This is a genomic window from Nonomuraea sp. NPDC049269, from assembly GCF_043197155.1.
GTDB lineage: Bacteria > Actinomycetota > Actinomycetes > Streptosporangiales > Streptosporangiaceae > Nonomuraea.
Genome location: NZ_JBICSO010000009.1, coordinates 286,888 through 307,304 on the forward strand (window position 1 = coordinate 286,888; position 20,417 = coordinate 307,304).

General features: G+C 71.8%; 22 protein-coding genes. 7 read left to right on the forward strand and 15 right to left on the reverse strand.

What is annotated here, in order from left to right:
* Nucleotide 1: 1 nt before the first annotated feature.
* From ACGFNP_RS44500 to ACGFNP_RS44530, 7 genes are all read right to left on the reverse strand, one after another.
* Nucleotides 2-907 (reverse strand): ABC transporter permease, encoded by a 906-nt coding sequence (locus ACGFNP_RS44500; protein WP_393329032.1) that lies wholly within the window; start codon nucleotides 905-907, stop codon nucleotides 2-4.
* Nucleotides 904-2,496, reverse strand: coding sequence for an ABC transporter substrate-binding protein (locus ACGFNP_RS44505; RefSeq protein ID WP_393329034.1), 1,593 nt, complete (start codon nucleotides 2,494-2,496; stop codon nucleotides 904-906). Before ACGFNP_RS44505 ends, ACGFNP_RS44500 begins: the two co-directional genes overlap by 4 nt.
* The gene (locus ACGFNP_RS44510; protein ID WP_393329036.1) at nucleotides 2,493-3,596 is read right to left on the reverse strand and encodes an MsnO8 family LLM class oxidoreductase; all 1,104 of its coding nucleotides are present in this window, start codon (nucleotides 3,594-3,596) and stop codon (nucleotides 2,493-2,495) included. Before ACGFNP_RS44510 ends, ACGFNP_RS44505 begins: the two co-directional genes overlap by 4 nt.
* Nucleotides 3,593-4,627 carry an LLM class flavin-dependent oxidoreductase gene (locus tag ACGFNP_RS44515; protein ID WP_358324023.1) on the reverse strand — a complete coding sequence of 345 codons (1,035 nt, stop codon included), beginning with the start codon at nucleotides 4,625-4,627 and terminating at the stop codon, nucleotides 3,593-3,595. The genes ACGFNP_RS44510 and ACGFNP_RS44515 overlap by 4 nt, the downstream gene beginning before the upstream one ends.
* Nucleotides 4,624-5,868, reverse strand: coding sequence for an LLM class flavin-dependent oxidoreductase (locus ACGFNP_RS44520; protein ID WP_393329038.1), 1,245 nt, complete (start codon nucleotides 5,866-5,868; stop codon nucleotides 4,624-4,626). Before ACGFNP_RS44520 ends, ACGFNP_RS44515 begins: the two co-directional genes overlap by 4 nt.
* Entirely contained in the window at nucleotides 5,865-7,184 is a 1,320-nt protein-coding gene (locus ACGFNP_RS44525; protein ID WP_393329039.1) for an NtaA/DmoA family FMN-dependent monooxygenase, read from the reverse strand. Before ACGFNP_RS44525 ends, ACGFNP_RS44520 begins: the two co-directional genes overlap by 4 nt.
* A gap of 94 nt (nucleotides 7,185-7,278) precedes the next feature.
* On the reverse strand, nucleotides 7,279-7,776 hold the full coding sequence (locus tag ACGFNP_RS44530) for a DUF4386 family protein (protein WP_393329040.1): 498 nt from the start codon (nucleotides 7,774-7,776) through the stop codon (nucleotides 7,279-7,281).
* Here ACGFNP_RS44530 and ACGFNP_RS44535 point away from each other — a divergent pair.
* A complete protein-coding gene (locus tag ACGFNP_RS44535; RefSeq protein ID WP_393329041.1) occupies nucleotides 7,747-8,157 on the forward strand; it encodes a TetR/AcrR family transcriptional regulator C-terminal domain-containing protein in 411 nt (136 codons plus the stop codon). The two genes, ACGFNP_RS44530 and ACGFNP_RS44535, sit on opposite strands and share 30 nt — an antisense overlap.
* Nucleotides 8,158-8,173: 16 nt before the next feature.
* On the opposite strand, the gene ACGFNP_RS44540 is transcribed toward ACGFNP_RS44535, so the two are convergent.
* Nucleotides 8,174-8,695 (reverse strand): MarR family transcriptional regulator, encoded by a 522-nt coding sequence (locus ACGFNP_RS44540; RefSeq protein ID WP_358324035.1) that lies wholly within the window; start codon nucleotides 8,693-8,695, stop codon nucleotides 8,174-8,176.
* A gap of 28 nt (nucleotides 8,696-8,723) precedes the next feature.
* Complete coding sequence (locus ACGFNP_RS44545) at nucleotides 8,724-8,960, reverse strand: ANTAR domain-containing protein (RefSeq protein WP_393329043.1); 237 nt, start codon at nucleotides 8,958-8,960, stop codon at nucleotides 8,724-8,726.
* A gap of 195 nt (nucleotides 8,961-9,155) precedes the next feature.
* Here ACGFNP_RS44545 and ACGFNP_RS44550 point away from each other — a divergent pair, with 195 nt between their 5' ends.
* From ACGFNP_RS44550 to ACGFNP_RS44565, 4 genes are all read left to right on the forward strand, one after another.
* Complete coding sequence (locus ACGFNP_RS44550; protein ID WP_393329044.1) at nucleotides 9,156-9,743, forward strand: helix-turn-helix domain-containing protein; 588 nt, start codon at nucleotides 9,156-9,158, stop codon at nucleotides 9,741-9,743.
* A 20-nt stretch (nucleotides 9,744-9,763) separates the two neighbouring features.
* Nucleotides 9,764-9,979, forward strand: coding sequence for a hypothetical protein (locus ACGFNP_RS44555; protein ID WP_358324043.1), 216 nt, complete (start codon nucleotides 9,764-9,766; stop codon nucleotides 9,977-9,979).
* A gap of 56 nt (nucleotides 9,980-10,035) precedes the next feature.
* The gene (locus ACGFNP_RS44560; RefSeq protein WP_358324869.1) at nucleotides 10,036-10,863 is read left to right on the forward strand and encodes a TetR/AcrR family transcriptional regulator; all 828 of its coding nucleotides are present in this window, start codon (nucleotides 10,036-10,038) and stop codon (nucleotides 10,861-10,863) included.
* Between the two features lie 316 nt (nucleotides 10,864-11,179).
* Entirely contained in the window at nucleotides 11,180-11,980 is an 801-nt protein-coding gene (locus ACGFNP_RS44565; protein ID WP_393329046.1) for an aminoglycoside phosphotransferase family protein, read from the forward strand.
* Nucleotides 11,981-12,101: 121 nt separating this feature from the next.
* Here ACGFNP_RS44565 and ACGFNP_RS44570 read toward each other — a convergent pair whose 3' ends face one another.
* Complete coding sequence (locus tag ACGFNP_RS44570; RefSeq protein WP_393329048.1) at nucleotides 12,102-12,749, reverse strand: TetR family transcriptional regulator; 648 nt, start codon at nucleotides 12,747-12,749, stop codon at nucleotides 12,102-12,104.
* 86 nt (nucleotides 12,750-12,835) lie between these two features.
* On the opposite strand from ACGFNP_RS44570, the gene ACGFNP_RS44575 reads away from it, so the two are divergent.
* Entirely contained in the window at nucleotides 12,836-14,317 is a 1,482-nt protein-coding gene (locus ACGFNP_RS44575) for an FAD-dependent monooxygenase (RefSeq protein WP_393329049.1), read from the forward strand.
* A 225-nt stretch (nucleotides 14,318-14,542) separates the two neighbouring features.
* Here the strand turns inward: ACGFNP_RS44575 and ACGFNP_RS44580 are convergent, their stop codons facing one another.
* The 5 genes from ACGFNP_RS44580 to ACGFNP_RS44600 form a co-directional block, all read right to left on the reverse strand.
* Nucleotides 14,543-15,277, reverse strand: coding sequence for an SRPBCC domain-containing protein (locus ACGFNP_RS44580; RefSeq protein WP_393329051.1), 735 nt, complete (start codon nucleotides 15,275-15,277; stop codon nucleotides 14,543-14,545).
* A 1-nt stretch (nucleotide 15,278) separates the two neighbouring features.
* Nucleotides 15,279-15,863, reverse strand: a complete 585-nt coding sequence (locus ACGFNP_RS44585; RefSeq protein WP_358324059.1) for a helix-turn-helix domain-containing protein — start codon at nucleotides 15,861-15,863, stop codon at nucleotides 15,279-15,281.
* A 32-nt stretch (nucleotides 15,864-15,895) separates the two neighbouring features.
* On the reverse strand, nucleotides 15,896-17,065 hold the full coding sequence (locus ACGFNP_RS44590; RefSeq protein ID WP_393329053.1) for an alpha/beta fold hydrolase: 1,170 nt from the start codon (nucleotides 17,063-17,065) through the stop codon (nucleotides 15,896-15,898).
* 83 nt (nucleotides 17,066-17,148) lie between these two features.
* Nucleotides 17,149-18,063, reverse strand: coding sequence for a LysR family transcriptional regulator (locus ACGFNP_RS44595; protein WP_393329055.1), 915 nt, complete (start codon nucleotides 18,061-18,063; stop codon nucleotides 17,149-17,151).
* Between the two features lie 111 nt (nucleotides 18,064-18,174).
* On the reverse strand, nucleotides 18,175-19,659 hold the full coding sequence (locus ACGFNP_RS44600) for an FAD-dependent monooxygenase (RefSeq protein ID WP_393329057.1): 1,485 nt from the start codon (nucleotides 19,657-19,659) through the stop codon (nucleotides 18,175-18,177).
* 72 nt (nucleotides 19,660-19,731) lie between these two features.
* Between ACGFNP_RS44600 and ACGFNP_RS44605 the strand changes: the two genes are divergently transcribed.
* A complete protein-coding gene (locus ACGFNP_RS44605) occupies nucleotides 19,732-20,379 on the forward strand; it encodes a TetR/AcrR family transcriptional regulator (RefSeq protein ID WP_358324070.1) in 648 nt (215 codons plus the stop codon).
* The last annotated feature ends 38 nt before the right edge of the window (nucleotides 20,380-20,417 follow it).

Genomic DNA, 20,417 nt, shown 5'->3' on the forward strand with positions numbered 1-20,417 from the left:
GTCAGCCCCCGATCCTGGGATCGATGGCTCGATAGGCCAGGTCGAGCAGCGTACTGATGGCCACGTAGACGACCGCCGACAGCAGCACCACGGCCATCACCACCGGCATGTCCCGGCCCGTGACCGCCTGCATCGCCACCTGACCGAGCCCCGGCCGGCCGAACAGCGCCTCGGTGATCACCGTCCCGCCGAGCAGCGTGCCGGTGAACCACCCGGCCAGCGTCACGGCCGGAATCAGCGCGTGCCGGAGCGCGTGCCTGGCGACCAGGGCCCGCTCGGTCAGCCCGCGCGCTCTGGCCGTGACCGCGAACGGCTGCTCCAGCGCGCGTTCCAGCCCACCGCGCAGCACCTGCCCGAGCACGCCCGCGATCGGCAGGCCCAGGGCGAGCGCGGGCAGCACGAGCGCCTGCGGCCCCGACGCGCCGGACACCGGGAACCAGCCGAACGTGAACGAGAACACCGACAGCAGCACGATCCCGATGAGGAACGGCGGCACCGAGACCGACACCAGCTCGGCGGCCGAGGCCGTGCCGCGCAGCCAGCGGCCCCGCCCCGCGGTGGCGAGCGCGATGATCACGGCGAGCGTCACCCCGGTCGCCGCGGCGGCGAGCGTGAGCTGGAGCGTCGGACCCACCTGGGTGGCGAGGATCTCGCCGACGCCGCGCTGGAGCTGGTAGGAGCGGCCGAGATCGCCGTGCAGCAGCCGCCACAGATAGGACAGGTACTGGACCACCTCGGGACGGTCGAGCCCCCATTCGGCGACGATCTTGGCTCGGATCTCCGGCGTGTCGACGCCGTTGCCGATCAGGATGTCGATGGTGTCGCCCGGTGCGAGCAGCAGCGCGACGTACGACGAGGTGGCGGCGGCCCAGAGCACGGCCAGCCCGGTGCCCAAGCGTTTGATCATGTGCCGGCCTGGACGTCGTAGGCGTTGCGCGGCGTTCCCGAGCCGGGGTCGAAGCCGAGGCCGCGCACGGTCTTCTGGGCGGCCAGCTGGTCGGCGGGCACATAGATCGGGAACACGATGGCCTTCTCCGTCACCACGGCCCGCTGCACCCGGGTGTAGAGCTCCTTGCGTCGCGCCTGGTCGGCGGTGGCGGACGCCTGGGCCAGCCACTTGTCCACCCGCGGGTCGGAGAAATGGCTGCGGTTGATGGCCCCCTTGCTCGGCAGGATGAGGTTGAGCGCGGCGCCGACGTCGGAGTCGCCGCGGGAGTTCTCGAAGATCTCGTACTGGTTCTCGTCCAGGGCCTTCTGCGCGGTGCCCTGGTCCACGATCTTCACCTGGAAGTCGATGCCCGCGCTCTGCTTGACCTGGGCCTGGATGGCCTGGGCGAGGATGTCGCGGCGGTCCCTGACGAACGGCGCCGAGGAGACGCTGCGTACGGTGAGCCGTTCGCCGTCCTTGACCCTGAAGCCCTCGCTGTCGCGCCGCGTCCAGCCGGCCTCGTCGAGCAGCGCGTTGGCCTTGGCCGGATCGCCGCCGAACGTGTGCTCAAGGGACGGGTCGTAGAACGGGCTCGCCTTGCCGACGACGCTCCACGCCCTGGTGGCGGTGCCCTGGTAGACGGAGGCGAGGACGGCGTCGACGTTCACGGCCTCGCGGAAGGCCTGCCGTACGCGCTGGTCGTCGAAGGGGGCGTGCGAGGTGTTGAAGTAGTAGGAGAAGGAGGTGCCGGAGTTGAGCGCGGTCTGGAAGGCGTGGTCCTTCTTGATCAGGTTCACCTCGGTCGCGGGGACGCCCTCGATGACCTGTACCTGGCCGGAGGTGAGCGCGCCGACGCGGACCGCGGCCTCGGGCAGGAAGCGGTAGGTGAGCTCCGAGAGGTACGCGGGCCCCTGGTGCCCGGCGCTCGGCGGCGCCCACTTGTAGGCGGGGTTGCGGTGGTAGTGGATCTCCTGGCCCTGGACGTACCGGTCGAGGATGAACGGCCCGGTGCCGACCAGGTCGAGGCCGCCGAACTTGAGGTTCTTGGCGCTCTTCAGCGACTTGGGCGAGACCTGCCCGCTGTACGGGGAGGCCAGGAAGTCGAGGAACAGCCCGTCGGGCTTCTTGAGCGTGACCTTCACCGTGGTGGGCGACACCACCTCGGCCTTGTCGAAGGCCGCGAGCTGGATCGCCGCCACGGCCGCGTTGTAGCCCGGCACCAGGAACTGATCCAGGTTGGCCTTGACCGCCGCGGCGTCGAACTTCGTGCCGTCGTGGAAGGTCACGTCGTCGCGCAGCTCGAAGGTGTAGGTCAGCCCGTCGTCCGACACCTTCCACGACTTCGCCAGCCACGGCTCGAAGGTGCCGTCGCGGCCACGGGAGAGCAGCGCGTCGAACTGGTTGAACACGAGCAGCCTGACCTTGTTCTGCGCCCACTGCTGCGGGTTCAGGGTGATGGGCTGCGTCTCGATCGCCCAGGTCAGGGTGGCGGCCTGGGATTGCTGGGCGGACGACTGGGAGCCGCAGGCGGCCAGGGTGAGCACGAGGACGACGAGGATCCGCTTCATGAGCGGCCGTCCCAGGCGCCGGCCAGCAGCTCGTAGGAGCGTACGCGGTCGGCGTGGTCGTGCGTGATGGTCGTGACCAGCAGTTCGTCGGCGCCCGTCACCTTCCGCAGCACGTGCAGCCGCTCGGCGACGGCGTCGGGCGTGCCGACGAACCGCGTGTCGATCCGGTCCTTCACCAGCGCCAGGTCCCCGGCGCTCCAGACGTGCGCGTCGGCTTCCCCGGGCGTCGGGTACGTCCTGGCGCCCTCGCCGGTCCTGATGCTGCGTACCCACAGTCCGTACGGCTTGGCCAGCTCCCGCGCGGTCGCGTCGTCCGCCGCCACGACGACGTCGGCCGACACGATCACGTAGGGCTCGGCCAGGGCCTTCGACGGCTTGAACGCCTGGCGGTAGGCCTCTACTGCTTCGAGCACGGAGGACGGGCTGACGTGGTAGTTCGCCGCGAACGGCAGCCCGCGTTCACCCGCCACCTGGGCGCTCTGTCCGCCGCTGCTGCCGAGGATCCACAGCTCCACCTCCGCCCCCTCGCCGGGGACGGCGTGCGCCTCGTGCGTGCCGGTCAGGAACGCGATGACGTCGTCGATCTGCTCGGCGAAATCGGGCGTACGGGCGCCGGGCTGCTGGAGCAGCGAGGCGTGGAAGGCCAGGTGCGGATGCGCGGCGAGCCTGGACCAGTCGAACGGCGGCGGTATGAGCAGCCCACCGACGACCCGCCCCGCCTCCCCGTCGGCCGTCGGTGGCGGGGCCTTGGCGGCGAGTTCGGCGCGGCGTTGACCGGAGCGGCCGATGCCGAGGTCTATCCGGCCCGGGTACAGGGCGTCGACCAGCCCGAACTGCTCGACCACCGACAGCGGCGTCTGATGCCCGAGCTGCACGGCTCCGGATCCGACCCTGATCCGGCTGGTGGCCGCCGCCACCAGGCCGATGAGCACGGCCGGGGCCGAGCTGGCCACGCCGGGGGCGAAGTGGTGCTCGGCCAGCCAGTAGCGGTGATAGCCGAACGACTCGGCCCGCCGGGCCAGGTCGAGCGTGTTGAGCAGCGCGTCACGCGCGGTTCCGCCGGAGGATATGGGGGCGAGGTCGAGGATGGAAAGCGTCATGGCGTCCTCTCCGGAAACGGCCTGCTGGGGATCTCCCGGCGCAGTACGGGCGCGATCTCCGCCTGGAACAGCTCCAGCGCGCCCCGGTGTTGCTTGGGCGTGAGCCCGTCGGCGTCGGCGTGCAGGTGCATGACCTCGTGCCCGAACCGCTTGTGATAGCGCGACACCTTGTCGATGATCTGCTGCGGGCTGCCGACCAGGATCGAACTGCGTTCGATGGCGTCCTCCAGCGTGCTGAACACCGGCTTGAGCCCGAGCTTGGCGAACAGCGCCAGCCGGGCGTCGAAGATCGGCCGGTAGGTCTCGATCGCCTCCTGGGAGGTGCGGGCCGCGTAGTAGCCCGCCGTCCCGGCCCCGATCAGCGCCTCGGCCGGGTCGTGCCCGTAGTGGGCCCACCGCTCCCGGTAGTAGTCGATCAGCTCGGCGTACGGCTCGATGGGGTTGGTGACGTTCGCGGAGAACAGCGGGTCGCCGTAGCGCGCGGCCAGGTCCACGGACTCCTTGCTGGTGGCGCTGCCGTGCCACACCCTGATCGGCCGCTGGAGCGGCCGGGGCCAGGTCTCGGCCTCGGTCAGCGAGGGACGGAAGCGGCCCTCCCAGGTGACCTTGTCCTCCCGCCAGAGGCGGCGGAACAGCTCGTACCCCTCGCGGTTGCGGTCCCACTGGTCCTCGGCGGTGACGTGGAAGAGCTGCGCCTGCGCGGCGCCGTTCCCCTTGCCGATGATCAGCTCCAGCCTGCCGTCCGAGAGATGGTCGAGCGTGGCGTAGTCCTCATAGGCCCGTACGGGATCGAGCAGGCTCAGGGTGGTGACCGCGGTGAACAGCCGGATCCTGGACGTCTTCGCCGCGATGTGACTCAGCACCACCGGCGGCGAGGAGGAGATGAACGGCCGCTCGTGCCGCTCCCCCACCCCGAACCCGTCGAAGCCCAGCTCCTCGGCCAGGACCGCGTTCTCGACGACCTCGCGGAACCGCTCGGTGTGCGACCTCTCGTCGTTATGGACGATCAACGTGATAGCCAGAAATTTCATGACACCTCCGCATAGCGGCTGGCCGGGCGCGGCAGGCCGAGCAGCCCGCGCAGCGTCGTGGCCTCGTACGATCGCCTGAACACCCCGCGCCCGCGCAGCTCCGCCGTCAGCCCTCTGGTGATCGCCTCCAGGTCGTACGGCAGCGCGCCGGGGCGCAGCCGGAACCCCTGGATCCCGGCCCGCCGCCACTGGAGCAGCAGCTCGGCCAGCTCCTCCGGCGTGCCGGTGAAGATCGCCGCATCGGAGCGCAGTTCGGCCCCGTCGAGCCGGTCGAGGCGGGCCTTCCGCTCGGCCGCGCCGTCGCCCAGGAACACCACCAGGTCGGCGAAGACGGTCAGCTCCGCCGACAGCTCCCTGACCTCCTCGACGATGCCGCGCGCGTGGTCGGCGGAGTGCGGCGTGACGTACACGACGTCGGCGCCGCCCGCGGCGAACTCGTACGGCAGCCGGGCATGGGCGAGCGCCGTGACCACCGGCTGGCCCTGCGGCGACCGGGGCGTGATCGATGGCCCCTTCACCGAGAAGAACCGCCCGGCGAAGTCGATGTAGTGAAGCTTGTCCCGGTCGATGAACCGCCCGGTGGACAGGTCGCGAATCTCCGCGTCGTCCTCCCAGCTGTCCCAGAGCCGCCGTACGACCTCGACCGCGTCACCCGCCTCCTCGAACAGCGCCCGCACATGCTCACCATCGATCTGGAACGGCCACCCCAGATTCCCCTCACCACCAGAAAGACCCGCCCCCTCCCGAGAGCCTGCGTCCTCCAGGGGGCCCGCGCCCTCCCGAAGGGTCGCGTTGTCCAGGGGTGGGAACTGGCGGCGGCCGAAATGTGCCGCCTCGGTGCTTCTGGCCGAGATCTGCGGTCGCCATCCGGCCCGCCCGCCGCTGATGTGGTCGAGCGCGGCGATACCGATCGCTACGTGGAACGGCTCGGTGTGCGTGGTCGTGGCCGTCGGCACCAGCCCGATCCGGCTGGTCAGGGGCGCGAGCCGGGCGGCCAGCAACACGGCGTCGAACCGCCCGCGCACCTGGTCCGCCCGCGAGTCGGGCCCGTCCGGCAGCGTGGACTGGAGGCCGAGCGAGTCCTCGATCGTGACGAAGTCGAGCAGCCCCCGCTCGGCCTCGGCCACGAGCGCCGCCCAGTAGCGGGCCGAGAAGATGGTTTCCGGCCGCGCGGACGGCTCCCGCCAGGCGGCCGGATGCCAGCCGGCGCCGTCCAGCGCGACGGCGAGGTGCAGGGTCATGACAGCTCCAGGTGCTCGCGCAGGGTGGTGCCGGTGTAGTCGGTACGGAAGGCGCCGCGTTCCTGCAGCAGCGGCACCACGCGGTCCACGAACTCGTCGAGCCCGCCGGGCGTCAGATGCGGCACCAGGATGAACCCGTCGGCCGCATCGGCCTGCACGTGCTCGTCGATCTGCCGGGCCACGCCGGCCGGCGTCCCGACGAACGTCTGCCGTCCGGTCACCTCGATCACCAGCTCGCGGATCGTCAGCTTCTTCTCCTCGGCCAGCGCCCGCCATTTGGCGGCCACCGCGACCCGGTCGCCGATCGGCACCCGCCCCTGCGAGACGCCTTCCGACAGGTCGGGCTCGACCTCCGGCAGCGGCCCGTCGGGGTCGTAGGCCGACATGTCACGACCCCACACCTGCTCGATGAAGGCGGTCGCGGTCTGCGGGCCGACCTGCTGGCGGCGGATGGCGGCCGCGTTCTCGGCGGCCTCCTCCTCGGTGTCGCCCAGCGCGTACGTGGCGGCGGGCATGATCTTCAGCTGGTCCGGCTCGCGCTGGTAGCGGGCCAGGCGGCGTTTGACGTCGGCGTAGAAGGCCCGGCCGTCCTCCAGCGTGCCGTGGCGGCTGAAGATGACGTCGGCCGTGGCGGCGGCGAACTCCCTGCCTTCGTCGGAGTCCCCCGCCTGGATGATGACGGGATGCCCCTGGGGGCTGCGGGGCAGGGTGAACTGTCCCTCGACGGTGAACTGCGGGCCCTCGTGGTGGACGGTCCCGATGGCGCCGGGGCGTACGAACTGGGCTTGGTCCTTGTCGGCGAGGTGCGCGCCCGGCTGCCAGGAGTCCCAGAGCTCCCGCGAGAGGCGGACGAACTCGGCGGCGCGCGTGTAACGGTCGGCGCGGTCGAGGTAGCCGCCGCGCCGGAAGTTCTCGCCGGTGAAGGCGTCGGAGGTGGTCACCACGTTCCAGGCCGCCCGGCCGTCGCTGAGGTGGTCCAGCGTGGACAGGCGCCTGGCCAGTTCGTACGGCTCGTTGAAGGTGGCGTTGACGGTGCCCGCCAGACCGAGGCGCTCGGTGACGGCGGCGAGTGCGCTCAACAAGGTGAGCGCCTCGGGGCGGCCGACCACGTCGAGGTCGTGGATGCGGCCTTTTAGCTCGCGCAGCCGCAGCCCCTCGGCCAGGAAGAAGAAGTCGAACTTGCCCCGCTCGGCCGTCCTGGCCAGGTGGACGAACGAGGCGAAGTCGATCTGACTGCCGGATCGGGGGTCGGCCCAGACCGTGGTGTTGTTCACGCCGGGGAAGTGGGCCGCGAGGTGGATCTGCTTGCGCGTCACTGGTCGAAGGGGTTCGTGTGGGCCGGTGCGTCGGCGAAATCGGGCATCGCGCCTCCTCCTAAATGCCTACACAAACAGTAGGAAAATAGGGTTTTTATGTCAATGCCCTCACGGAGTCACGCCGCCCTCCTTCTCGTACGGCCAGGCACACCGCCCACACGCTCCAAGCGACGTACCCCGCGAAGTTCACCAGGTCGGCACCCACCACCCCGGCCGCCACGAACAGCGCGGAGAGAGCGCCGAGCGCCCCGAACCAGAGCGGCACGCGAGGCAGCGCGATCAGCACCAGCAGGGTCCACGCGGCGGTGAGCAGGTATCCGAGCTTCTCTCCCACACCGGTGCCCAGGTAGCCGTGGAGCGCGGCGAAGATGGTCTCGGCGGCCCGGGGATCAGCGGCGTCCGCCAGCGCGGGGACGGCGAAGGGCCAGCGCAGCAGCCCCAGCACCTGCACCACCCCCGCGAGCACCCCGGCGTGCACGGACAGGGCGGCGGCGGGGCCGTCCGGCAGCCGCCTGCCGAGCAACACAGCGCCGATCGGCTGCTCGGCGAGGCCGATGTCGGCGTGCTGGAAGACGAGGACCGCGAGCCGCACGAGCGGATCACGGCCTTCGCGCTGAACCTGCGCCAGGTGCTCATGCGCCACCCCGCGGCGATGCCGTCGATCCTCGGCGCGGCCTTCAGCGGGCCGGTCGCGGCGCGGGTGGGCGAGAGCCTGCTCGCCGCCCTGCCCGACCCGCGGGCGAGCTACACGGTCATGGTGTACGTGCTGGGCGCCATCGCGTTGGAGGCCGCGGAGCTGGAAGGCACCGGCCCCGTGCCACCGGAGGACGAGCGGATCGCCGCCCGCCGGGCCGTCTTCGCCGTCGACCCGGCGCTCGTCCCGCGCACGCACGCCGCGGCCGACGCCATCGCCGCCTACATCTCGACGGACCAGTTCCGCTGGGGGCTGGAGCGGCTCCTGTCGAGCCTGTGACCTGCCGGCGGGCGCGTCAGCCGGGTGTGGTCAGCAGGCCGCGCAGGACGCGCGCGAGCACGGCCGCGTCGTCCGGCGACAGGCCGGCGGCCAGCCGGGTCAGGTTGGCGGCGTGCTCGGTGAGCGCGGCGTCGATGACCCGCCGCCCCTCCTCGGTGAGCGCGATGCGGAAGCTGCGGCGGTCGGCCGGGTCGAGACTCCGCTCGACCAGCCCCGCCGCCTCCAGCCGGTCGAGGCGGTTGGTCATGCCGGCCCGCGACATCATCAGCGTCGCCGACAGCTCCGACGGGATCAGCGTGTACGGGGACCCGCGCCTGCGCAGCGCGGACAGCACGTCGAACTCCCCCTGACGCAGCCCGTGCCGCGCGAACACCTGCTCGACCGCCGCCTCCGCGACCCGCGACACCATGGCGATCCGGCCGAACACCTCCATGGCCGACAGATCCAGGTCGGGCCGCTCGCGGCGCCACTGCTCCACGATCACGTCGATAGCGTCCCGCGACTGGTCGGGGGCCTGCTCCTCCGGCTCGCCGTTCATGGGGTCGATCCTATTTGGACCGCGCGTACTAACCATGCGGCGCGATCCACAGGATCCCGTCGGTCACCTCCTGGGCGATGTCCAGGAGCTTGCGGTTGCGGGCGCGGGCGTGCTCGCGCAGCACGCCGAAGGCGTCCTCGATACCGACGCCCAGGCGCGCGGCCAGCATGCCCTTCGCCTGCTCGATGAGGACGCGGCTGTCCAGGGCGTTCTGCAGCGTGTCCGCGAGCTCGACGAAGGCGCGGCGGGCTCGTCGGTCGTCCATCCCGGTCCTCTCCTCGTCTGAAGACGTGGAGGCCACAAGGGTCTGGAGCGGCATTCGGCTTCACAGCTTAGTGTTGCCTATCCTTCCCGCCGCCATCCCGGGGAGAAATCCCCCTCCCCCGGGTGCGATCTCGTACACCGGCCGAGATGCGCAACTTTATTTGCGCAAATTTTCTTTCGCTTCTATGGTGGGGTCATGGCCCAGCATGAGACCCGCCGCATCAGCGATCTCGACGAGCTCAAGGCGTTCACGCACCCACTGCGACTGAAGCTCTACCGAGCCCTCGCCGTGGCCGGCACGGCGACCGCCTCCCAGTTGGCCGACCAGGCCGATGAGGCCGTCTCCCTGATCAGCTATCACCTGCGCAAGCTGGCCGCGCTCGGCCTCATCGAGGAGGCCGAGCCGCAGAGCGGCGACGGCAGGGAGCGCTGGTGGCAGGTCGTCTCCCAGCACCTCAGCGCCAGAACCCAGGACCCGGCGGACCCCCCGGAGACCGTCGCCGCCCGCACCGCCCTGGCCCGCGTGGCGTACCAGGTTCAGGGCGAGCTGTACGAGCGCTACCTCGACGAACAGCCCGCCTGGTCGGCGGCGTGGCGCACCGCCGCGTTCAGCTCCGAATACATGACCACGCTCACCACCGAGGAGCTGCGACTGCTCGGCCAGGAGATCGACGCGGTCATCGAGCGTTGGTGGGCGCACGGCAGGGCCGCCCAGGAGGCGGGCGACACCGAAGGCCGCGAGCACGTGGCCCTGCAGTTCTTCGGATTCCCGTTCCGCGCCTGAGACTTCCAGGAGGTCGGCACATGCACCCCGACATGCATCTCTACACCGAACGACACAGAGCCGCCGAATTACGGGCCGAGGTGACCAGGTGGCGCCTGCACCGGGACTGCCGGCGCGAGCTGCCGCCCCGGTGGGCGGCCGGTGTGACGGCGCTCGGCTGGACACTCGTGTCAGCCGGCCTGCGCCTGATCAGCCTGCCCCAGCGGCCACCCACGCACCGTTCCGCGCTCCGGTGATCAACGCTGATAGCCTTATGGCGTAAGGAATTACCGCGTCCGTGAGGAGTCGTCAGGTGGTGGTCTTCGCCGGCCAGGGAGACGCGCGCCGCTCGATGGGCCTGCTGTGGCGCGCGACGGCGCCGGAGGAGCCACGTACCGGTCCCGGCCCCAAACCGGGGCTGAGCGTGGACATGATCGTGGACGCCGCGATCGCGGTCGCCGACGAGCAGGGCATGGCCGCCCTGTCCATGCGCGCGGTGGGCGAACGCCTCGGCCGCACGGCGATGGCCCTCTACACGTACGTGCCCAGCAAGAGCGAACTGATCGACCTGATGTACGACCATGCCCTGGCCGAGCTGCCCACCGGCTACGACCTGGCAGGCGGCTGGCGGGCGGCCGTGACGTCGTGGGCCGGGGACGTCTGGGCGTTCTACGTCCGCCACCCGTGGGTGTTGCAGGTGTCGCAGGCCCGGCCGGTGCTGGGGCCCAACGAGTTCGTGATGCTGGAGACGCTGGTGGGCCTGCTCCGCGCCACCGGGTTGCGCGGCGGCCGGCTCCGGGGCATCGTCTCGCTGCTCACCGACTTCATCCGGGGTGCGGCCAGGACGGTCGCGGAGTCACGACAGGCGCCGGCGGCAACCGGGGTGTCCGACGAGGAGTGGTGGTACGCCCGATCGGCCCTGCTAGAAGAGGTCGCCCCCGGCTTCGCCGAACGATTCCCGATGGTGGCCTGGATCGAGACCGACGACCCTGCCCCGCCGTCCGGCGCGGGCCCGCAGCCTGACCAGGCAGCGACCTACCTGGAGGTCAAGGCCAGACCGGCCTTCGCCGCCGGGCTCACCGTCGTGCTCGACGGGATCGAGGCGGCCATCGACCGCGCGGGCGTCACCCCAGCAAGCTGACCTCCGCGTCGCCACCGGCGTCACCTCGAGCCAGATGCAGGCGGTCCTGGCGCCCGCGTCGGCGAACCGGGCGAGCGTCCCACCGGTCCACAACGCCTCCGCCGCACACCGTACCGGCGGAAAACGCGTTGATCGGCCTCCCCCGCTGTGGCAGCGTCGGCCGGGACGGTTTCCCGCGATTTATCAGGAGGTGTGGCACATGGCCACCAAGGCCCTCGGCGAGGTCTCGGTTCACACTCCGACGCGAGAGGTCGCCTGACGCGTACCGGGCTCCTCGCGTTGGAGTGATCTTCCATCACGATCACGAGGAGCAAGAGTGACTTCCCCATCATCCTTCGAACCCCTGCTGGGGGCCGAGGGCAATCCCACGCCGGTGGTCCGGCACGGCGACGTCGTGCTGCGCCCGGCCGGGCCGTGGACGGACAGCGTCCACGCGTTGCTGCTGCATCTGGAGAACGTGGGCTTCACCGGGAGCCCGCGCCTGGTCGGCGACGGTTACGACGAGGAGGGACGTGACGCCGTCACCTACATCGACGGCGACTTCGTCCACCCGCACGCCTGGTCCGACGAGGGTGTGTGGCAGGCGGGCCGCCTGCTGCGCGCGCTCCACGACGCGACGGCCGGATTCCGGCCGCCGCCGGACGCGGTGTGGCAGCCGTGGCCGTTCGAGAGTTCCGCGTCCGATGCGATCATCAGCCATCGCGACACGGGACCGTGGCACACCGTGGCCCGCGACGGCCTGCCGGTCGCCTACATCGACTGGACCAGCGCCGGTCCGATCGATCGGCTGGACGACGTGGCGGGTGCCGCGTGGTGGAACGCCCAGTTGCACGACGACGACGTCGCCGAACGGCAGAGCCTGCCCGGCGCGGAGGCACGCGCGGGTCAGTTGCGCCGCTTCCTCGACGGCTACGGGCTGACCGCCGCCGAACGCGACGGCTTCGTCACGCGGATGATCGAGTTCGCCATCCGTGACTGCGCGTCCGTGGCGATCAGGTCGCGGATCACGCCCGAGACCAGGGACCCGGGCCCGCTGTGGGCCCTGGCCTGGCAGGCACGGGCGGCGGCCTGGATGCTGCGCCACCGACCGCTCCTGGAGAACGCCCTCCCGGCGTAGCCCGACAACGGTGGCTGCCGTCTTCGGACGGCAGCCACCCACGCGGCTGCGATCGGCTGACGGCTCGGGTCTCGCGAACGGCTGACAGCTGACGGCTCAAGCCCTGCGAACCGCTGTCGGCTCAGGTTCCGCGCGGTGCGCCCAACCGGCCCAAGCCGTTGGCCAGCAGGGCGAACGCCTGCTCGGCCTCGCTCACCGCGCCCGCGTAGCGCTCGTCCGCGCCTTCGCCGGCCGCCAGCAGCCTGGCGTTGTCCAGCATCAACGCCCAGAGGACCGCCACGATCTGAACGGCCGCCAGGCGCGCGGCGGACTCATCGACAGCCGCCGTCTCACGCAGCGCATCGGCGAGCGCCCGCTCGGCCCCCGCCTGGAACCGGTACATCCGGGCCACCAGCGCCGGCGTCTCCAGGACCATCCGGTAGAGCGCCACGATCGGCGGCAGGTCATTGAGACCGGTGATCGGGTCACGCCTGGCCAGCCCGTCGAGGTAGTGCACCCGCAGGGCCTCCAGCGGCCCCATGCCCGCCGGCCGGGCCCGGACCACCTGGCCGGCCTCCGCCTCATGATCGGCGAACCGGTGCACCACGAGGTCTTCCTTGGCCGGGAAGTAGGCGAACAACGTGCGCCTGGACACCTCGGCCGCCTCCGCGACCTGGGCCACCGACACCTGGTCGAACCCATGCCGCAGGAACAGGTCGATCGCCGCCTCGGAGATCGCCGTGTGCGTCCGCTGCTTCTTGCGCTCGCGCAGCCCGGGCTCGCTGGTCACGTTCGCCACCTTACCAGAAATCTGCACTTGGACTTTTTCTGCACTGGGTATACATTCGCACTCAGGCGACGGAAAGAGGAGGGGCCTTGAGGGACACCGAGGTGATCATCGCGGGTGCCGGGCCGACCGGCCTGACGCTGGCGTACGAGCTGGCGCTGGCCGGGGTCGGCACGCTGGTGCTGGAGCGGCTGCCCGAGCGCATCGAGCAGACGAAGGGCGGCGCGATCCAGCCCCGTACGGCCGAGCTGCTGGAGCTGCGTGGCCTGCTGGAGCCGCTGCGAAGCCGGGCCATGGAACGCGCGCCGGGGGGCGGCCATTTCGCGTTCCTGCCGGTGCCGCTGGACTGCGAGCCGTGGCGTACGCGGCATCCGTACCCGATCGCGATCCCGCAGTGGGAGATCGAGGAGGTCCTGGAGGAGGCCGCGACCGCCCACGGCGCGCGGGTCCTGCGCGACGCCGCGGTCACGGCGGTCGAGCAGGACGACGGCGGAGTGACGGTGAGCGCCGGCGGGCAGCGGTTCCGGGCCGACTATCTGGTCGGCTGCGACGGTGGCCGCAGCACCGTTCGCAAGCTGCTCGGGCTGCCGTTCCCCGGCGGGGACGGGACGTTCGTGGCGGTGCTGGCCGACGTCCGGCTGTCCGCCACGTCGGCGTCGGTCCCCCAGACGATAGGCCACATGAGCGAGTTGGTCCGCGAGGGCGGCGGCTACTGGGCCATGCTGATTCCGATCGGGGGCGAGCGCTACCGGCTCACGTTCGGCAGCGAGGACCAGGGGACCGACCGCGACGCGCCGGTCACGGAGGAGGAGATCATCACCGCGCTGCGGGCCGTCTACGGCGAGGAGATCGTGCTGCGCGCGGTGGACAACTCCTCGCGCTTCACCGACGCGACCCGGCAACTGGCGGACTACCGGGCGGGCCGCGTGCTGTTCGCGGGCGATGCCGCGCACATCCACCCGCCGTTCGGCGGTCAGGGCCTCAACATCGGCGTGCAGGACGCGATCAACCTCGGCTGGCGGCTGGCCGCGACCGTCCAGGGCCGGGCGCCCGAGGGCCTCCTGGACCGCTACCAGGCCGAACGGCATCCGGTGGCGGCCGGGGTCCTGCACCACACGTCCGCGCAGCGGTTGCTGGGCATGCCGCGGCCGAGCCAGGATGTGCTCGCGCTGCGCGACATCTTCACCGATCTGCTGCGGCTGCCGGACGCCAACCGCCACATGGCGGGCCTGATGTCCGGCCTGTCGCTGGGCTACGACCTCGGGGGCGAACATCCGCTGGCCGGGCAGCGGGTGCCGGACGCCGACCTGCTCGTCGGCACGGAGCCGGTCCGGCTGTCGGCGCTGTTCGGGGCCGGGCACGCGGTCCTGCTCGACCTGGCCGGGATCGTCCCGGCCGAGCTCCGGCTGCCCGCCCGGGTGGATCTCGTACGGGCCAAGTGTGCGACCGACCTGGGCGCGGCGGCTCTGCTTCTGCGCCCCGACGGCTACGTGTGCTGGGCCGCCGACGACGCCGCCACCTGCGAGCGGACCCTGGCGGCCGCGATCGCCGACCACATTGCCGCGCATTAGGGAAATCCAGCGGCGGTTGCCGGGCGAATACCTGGCGGGCCGTGCACCGGCACGGGAAGGAGCGGCGGCACGACTCGTTGGCGGCGGTTCGTGCCGAGCCTGATCGTGACGGTGTACGCGGTGCCGGCAGCGGCATCCACTCCGGTCGCCGGAAGTCCGGCGACCGGAACGGATGGTGCGCCGCGCGGCCGGGACGGCTGGACCCCTGCCGGCCGTCCCGGCCGATCACCCAGCCGCGAAGACGCGGTCGAGCCAGGCGTGCCAGGCCGGTCCCTGATCGTCGGTGCCGGTGTAGAGGTGGTGCGCGGCGACCATCGAGCCGCCGATGCCCTGCAGGAAGCGGTAGATGGCGTCCGGGGTCCGTACGCCCAGCGTCTGGGCGTTGGCGAAGTAGACGACGCCGTCGATCGGGGCGAGCCCGGCGGGCGTGAACCGTACGGGATCGCCAGGCTTGGGGTGGTCCGGGAGGCCGAGCTCGCGGTGAAGGACCGCCCAGGCGCGCGGCCAGTCGGCGACGTGCGGCCCGAACTCCGTGACGGGCGTCGCGGTCCGGCCGCTGAAGTGCGTCAGGTAGGCGACCAGGGTGGCGAAGAACATCGCCAGGCCCAGGGACATGGCCTCGAACTCGGTCTCCCAGTCGTCACCGGGCAGGAAGCCGCTGGTCACCATGCGCAGCGTGGTGCTGCCCTGGTCGCGGCCCTCGACGAGGAACTCGTAGGCGACGAACCGGCCGTCCTCGGCCGTCGGGCTGGCGTGCGCGAACCGGGCGGGCGGCTCTGAGGTGGTCACGGTGGATTCGGGGGTGTACTGGCCGAAGACGGTGCGTACCACGCCGTCGGCCACCTCGTTACGGCCCATGAACCACGAGTCGATGCCCGGGCCGGTCGCGATGGCCGCCCACACCTCCTCGGGACTCGCCCCGACCGTGGCCTCCTGGGGAAGCTCGAAGGACTGTCCCACCTCAGCGCTCCTTCAGCGAAGGGTGCACCGCGACGACCAGCCGGTGGTCGCGACCCCCCTCCGCCGTCTCGTCGTGGTACTTGCTCACCAGCGCGGTCACGGCGTCGGTCAGCTCCTCGGCGAAGGCCGCGCGGTCGGCCGCCGAGGCGAACCGCACCTCGCCGTCGATCGCGAACGTCGCCACCCGCTTGCGGGCCTCGGTGGCGCCGGTGATCAGCGCCCCGACGTCGCGGACGAGCTGGGCGGCGACGGCGAGCAGCCAGCGGGCCGACAGCCGGTCGGGCGACCTGCCCGGGTCGGGCTGCACCGCGGCCAGCGCGATCGGGGAGATCACGAAGGACGCGGCCGTGGCCTGCATCACCCGCTCGGTGACGTTGCCCTTCTTGCGCTCCTCCACGAGCTCGACCAGCCCGTGCCGCTCCAGCGTGCGCAGATGGTAGTTGACCTTCTGCCGGGCCAGGCCGACCCTGGCCGCCAGCGACGTGGCCGAGCCGGGCTCGACCAGCTCGGCCAGCAGCTTCGACCGCATCGGGTCGAGCGACGCCTCGGCCGCCGCCGGGTCTTCGATCACCGCGACTTCGTACATGGATAAAACGATCGCACCGAAAAAAGTTACTGTCAAGAAAGGTGAGCTGCTCGGTCCGCGAGCGGCAGGAAAGTGTCCAGGGCGTCGGCGACCAGCTCGGGACGCTCCAGGGTCTGCATGTGCGGGGTGCCGGGCAGTTCCTGGTAGACGGCGCCCGGGATGCGCCCGGCGAGCGCGGTCATGATCTCCGGCGTCGTGGAGGCGTCGAGCTCCCCCGCGAGCACCAGGACGGGCGCCTCGAACCTCGCGAGCCCGCCCTGCACGTCCAGCCCCTTGAAGGAGCGCCACGCGGCGGCCCAGTCGACCGGGTCGCCGCGCAGCACGCGCTCCCGGGCGTACCGGACTCCCCATCCGTCGGTGGCGAGCGCTGCGGGGGTGAACCACCGGGTGAGCGACGGCACGATCTGGGCCCGCATGCCGTCGGCCTCGGCCGACCGCGCCCTGTCCTCGAACGCGCCGAACGGGAAGTCGGTGGTGGCCAGCAGCGACAGCGAGGCGAACCGCTCCGGGTGGGCGATCGCGGCGGCCTGCGCGATCCCGCCGCCGTAGGACAGGCCGACGACGTGCGCGCTTTCGAGCCCGAGTGCGTCGAGCACGCCGATGAGGTCCCGGACCGTGTCCGCCATCGTGAACGGCGACGGCGACCCGGCCGCCGCCCCGTGACCCCTGATGTCGTAGGCGTACACACGGCGTCCCGCCGACAGCCGGGTCATGACCGGCTCCCACATCCGCCAGTCCAGGCCGAGCCCGTGGAGCAGCACCACGGGCGGTCCGCTCTCGCCACGCTGGGCGACCACCGTCCGGTGATCGGCCGGCCGCACCTCGCGCAGCGCGGCCGGGCGCGGCACCGCGGCTTCGGCCAGGACCTCGTCGATGACGGTGAGGGCGTTCAGCGCCCGGGGGAAGCCCGCGTACAGGGACACATGCTGGGCCAGGGCGCGCAGTTCGTCGGGCGCGATGCCGTTGTGCAGGGCGGCGCGGGCGTGGGTGGCGAGCTGCGCCTCCGCCCCGCCGATGGCGGCCAGGATCGCGACGGTCGCCGTCTCACGGGCGGCGCGGCCCAGCTCGGGGCGGGCGAGCGTACCGCCGAACGCCCCCTCGACCAGGGCGTCGTACATGTGCGGCGACCTCAGCCGCACCTCCCCCAGCGTCTCCTCGGGGTCGGACCCCATCAATCCTTGGAACTCCCTGCGACCGTTCATGCCGACACTCCTTCTCAGCGCTTCTTGTGATCAAAGCCTGCGGGAGCTGCGGCTATATGTCCAAGACATGATCCGCCTTATGGTTATACATCGGATATATCACCACCAAGCGCGGCGAGCTCGGGGTGCTCGGCCACGAAGGCGATGAACGCCGCCAGCGCCGCGGCCGGACCTCGGGCCGCGGACCAGGCCAGTGACGGCGTCCAGGACGGTTCGGGGTCGAGCCGGACGATGGCCACCGGCATCCCGGGCTCCTCGGCCACCGAACGCGGCAGCACGGCGGCGGCGAGCCCGACACTCGCCAGCGCGCGGGCCGTGCGGTAGTCGCGGGTCTCGAACCTGACCCGCGCCTTGGCACCCGCCGCCACCAGCGCGGACAGGACGATCTCGCGCACCGTCGACCCAGGCGGGTAAAGCACCAGGTCGGCCCCGTCCAGCTCCGCCACCGGCAGGCGGTCCCGCCCGGCGAAGGGCGTGGCTGGGCCGGTGATGAGCACCAGCGGCTCGGCGCCGAGTGGGTGCCAGGCCAGCCGCGTGTCACCGGAGCCGGGCCGGGTGGCCAGGGTCGCGGCGTCGAGGCGGCCCGCGTCCAGGTCGTCGAGCATGTCCTGGGTGGTCTGCTCCTTCAGCTCCACCGTGACCGCCGGGTAGGCGGCGGAGAAGGCCGCAAGTACCCGCGCGACCTGGGTGGCCAGCCCTCGGGCGGTGCCCAGCCGGATCCGGCCGCGGGTCCCTTCGGCCCAGCCGAGCATCTCCTCCTCCACCGCCGCCAGGTCCGACAGGACGCGGTCGGCGTGCTCCAGCAGCGCGCGGCCGGCCGGGGTGAGCTCTACGCGGTGCCGGTTCCGTTCGAACAGGGTCAGGCCGAGTTGGCGTTCGAGCTTGCGTATCTGCTGCGACAGCGCCGGCTGGGCGATGCGCAACGCCTCCGCGGCCCGGGTGAAATGGAGCTCCCGGGCCACGGCCTGGAAATATTCGAGCTGACGAGAGCTGATCATCGCCCGATTGTCCCAGCGCGCCCGCGGCCCGTGCGGGACGCCGTACAGACGGCCGATCCCAAGACGCCACCCGCGCGGCCGGGGCGCCTCGGGGACCGTGTCCTTAAGGCGTCACGCGGGTGACAGCCACGTGTGGAGAGCCGCCGTCAGGGTGGTGGTGTCGGCCGGGCCCGGGGCGGATGCCCAGGCGACCGTGCCGTCGGGGCGGATGAAGGCGGCCGACAGGCCGTCGCGGTCCTCGACGGTCGCCTCGGCGACGTCCAGCGAGCCCTGCCAGGCCGCCGCCGCCTCCGCCACCTCGGGCTGTGAGGGGGCGTGGACGAGCAGCGGCCGGCCGGACGCGGCGAGGTCCGCGAGGGTCCGTGTCTCGCCGGAAGACAGCGTGAGCCGCAGGTCGGGGCAGGGGCGGCCGGCCAGGGGGTGGGTGGCGGGGTAGGGGAGGTCGTAGCGGGTGCCGAGCCCGTTCAGCAGCCGCCCGAAGTAGCGGTTGGCCTCCGGCAGGTCGAGCAGGTCCGACACGATGTCGCGCATGGCCGCCGCGTGCGCGCCGGGTCGAAGCAGCGCCGACTGGGCGCGGGTGTTGTGCAGGACGGCGGCGCCCACGGGGTGGCGTTCGGCGGTGTAGGTGTCGAGCAGGCCCTCCGGCGCGCGCCCGGCGACCGTGGCCGCGAGCTTCCAGCCCAGGTTGACGGCGTCCATCAGCCCCAGGTTCAGTCCCTGGCCGCCGTTGGGAGAGTGGACGTGGGCGGCGTCGCCCGCGAGCAGGACCCGGCCGAGCCGGTAGACGGCCGCCTGGTGGGCGACGTCGGTGAAGCGCAGCGTGTCGTGGACCGCCGCCACCTCGACCTCGACGCCCGTCATCCTGTACAGGCTGTCCCGCATCTCCTCCCCGGTCAGCGGCGCGGCGCGGTCCTCGGGGAAGTCGTCGAACTCGACCGTCGCCACCATGCCGGGAGCGCACATCAGCATCCCCGTCGGCAGCCAGCCGGGCTCGGGCAGCCGCTCCATCCCGGAGATGTCGCCCCTCAGCCGCCGGACGACACTCGTGGGAGCGGTGCCTGGGAAGTCGAACCCGGCCAGCTTCCGCACCGTCGATCGGCCGCCGTCGCAGCCGGCCACGTACGCGGCGGAGATGTGCCGCTCCCCCGCCGGGGTTCCTACGGTCACGGTGGCGCCGGAGTCGTCCTGGGCCAGGGCCGTCACCTCGTGTTCGCGCCGGATCGGGACGTCGAGCGAGGCCAGGTGCTCGGCGAGGATCCGTTCCAGGTCCGGCTGCCAGATCAGCGCTCCGGTCCGCTCGGGTTCCTCCTGGAGGTCGGGGTCGATCTTGTGGATCTGGGCGAAGTGCCCCTTCTCGCTCCCGTGGTCGCGTGCTTTGTCGGCGAGCCCCTGTTCGTGGAACTTCGCCAGGGCCTCCCCCAGCCCGCGGCGGCGCAGCGCCTCCGCGGCCAGCGGTCCGATCCCGCGCGCCTTCTGCTCGCTCGTCGGCTGGGCGAGCCGGTCCAGGACCAGCGGCGTCGCCCCGGCCAGCCGTAATTCGGCGGCGAGCAGCAAACCCACCGGTCCGGCCCCGACCACCACGACATCGGCGTTCATACGCCCTCCAAACTAGACTAGACGGTCTAGTCTCGTAGACTAGTCCCTATTCGGAGAGAGTGGGTACAGACCATGGCCGACCACGGCCCGCGACGCTCACCGGCCAAGCGCCGGGCCATCCTCGACGCCGCCATCCAGGTCTTCACCGACCTGGGCTACGCCCGCGCGAGCGTCGACACGATCGCCGCGCAGGCGGGAGTCGGCAAACAGACCGTCTACGGCCATTTCGGCGACAAGGAGCAGCTCTTCCTCGCCGCGATCCAGGAGGCCAGGTCGGCGGGCGGTCGGGAGGCGTCGGCGAAGGGCGGTCCGGCGGGTCGCGGGGGAACCGCGGGGGCGGCCGTCGTTTTCACCGGCGATCCGCGCGAGGACCTGACGGCACTCGGTGAGCGGACGCTGAACATCGCGCTGTCGCCGCGGGTGGCGGCGCTGCACCGGTTGACCATCGCGGAGGTGGGCCACCATCCGGAGCTCCAGCGCACCTGGCGGGCGAGCTCGTCGTCACTGGACGGCGGCGTGGCGGACTACCTGCGCGAGTGCGACGGTGACGGCAGGCTGCGGGTGCCGGATCCGGTCAGGGCGGCCCGCCAGTTCTCGCAGCTGGTGATCACCGAGGCGCGCGTCGACACGGCGTACGGCATGCTGCCCTTGTCGCCGGAACGGCGGCACGCCATCGCCGCCGAGGCCGCCGATCTCATCGTCCGCGCCCACCACGTCTAACGCGGAACGAATCCTTCCGCATTGCCGCCTACGGTGAG

Excerpts from the sequence above, each read along its gene's own strand:
- ACGFNP_RS44500 (WP_393329032.1), bottom strand. The coding sequence starts at position 907 with ATGATCAAACGCTTGGGCACCGGGCTGGCCGTGCTCTGGGCCGCCGCC.
- ACGFNP_RS44505 (WP_393329034.1), bottom strand. The coding sequence starts at position 2,496 with ATGAAGCGGATCCTCGTCGTCCTCGTGCTCACCCTGGCCGCCTGCGGC.
- ACGFNP_RS44510 (WP_393329036.1), bottom strand. The coding sequence starts at position 3,596 with ATGACGCTTTCCATCCTCGACCTCGCCCCCATATCCTCCGGCGGAACC.
- ACGFNP_RS44515 (WP_358324023.1), bottom strand. The coding sequence starts at position 4,627 with ATGAAATTTCTGGCTATCACGTTGATCGTCCATAACGACGAGAGGTCG.
- ACGFNP_RS44520 (WP_393329038.1), bottom strand. The coding sequence starts at position 5,868 with ATGACCCTGCACCTCGCCGTCGCGCTGGACGGCGCCGGCTGGCATCCG.
- ACGFNP_RS44540 (WP_358324035.1), bottom strand. The coding sequence starts at position 8,695 with ATGAACGGCGAGCCGGAGGAGCAGGCCCCCGACCAGTCGCGGGACGCT.
- ACGFNP_RS44545 (WP_393329043.1), bottom strand. The coding sequence starts at position 8,960 with ATGGACGACCGACGAGCCCGCCGCGCCTTCGTCGAGCTCGCGGACACG.
- ACGFNP_RS44550 (WP_393329044.1), top strand. The coding sequence starts at position 9,156 with ATGGCCCAGCATGAGACCCGCCGCATCAGCGATCTCGACGAGCTCAAG.
- ACGFNP_RS44555 (WP_358324043.1), top strand. The coding sequence starts at position 9,764 with ATGCACCCCGACATGCATCTCTACACCGAACGACACAGAGCCGCCGAA.
- ACGFNP_RS44585 (WP_358324059.1), bottom strand. The coding sequence starts at position 15,863 with ATGTACGAAGTCGCGGTGATCGAAGACCCGGCGGCGGCCGAGGCGTCG.
- ACGFNP_RS44590 (WP_393329053.1), bottom strand. The coding sequence starts at position 17,065 with ATGAACGGTCGCAGGGAGTTCCAAGGATTGATGGGGTCCGACCCCGAG.
- ACGFNP_RS44595 (WP_393329055.1), bottom strand. The coding sequence starts at position 18,063 with ATGATCAGCTCTCGTCAGCTCGAATATTTCCAGGCCGTGGCCCGGGAG.
- ACGFNP_RS44600 (WP_393329057.1), bottom strand. The coding sequence starts at position 19,659 with ATGAACGCCGATGTCGTGGTGGTCGGGGCCGGACCGGTGGGTTTGCTG.
- ACGFNP_RS44605 (WP_358324070.1), top strand. The coding sequence starts at position 19,732 with ATGGCCGACCACGGCCCGCGACGCTCACCGGCCAAGCGCCGGGCCATC.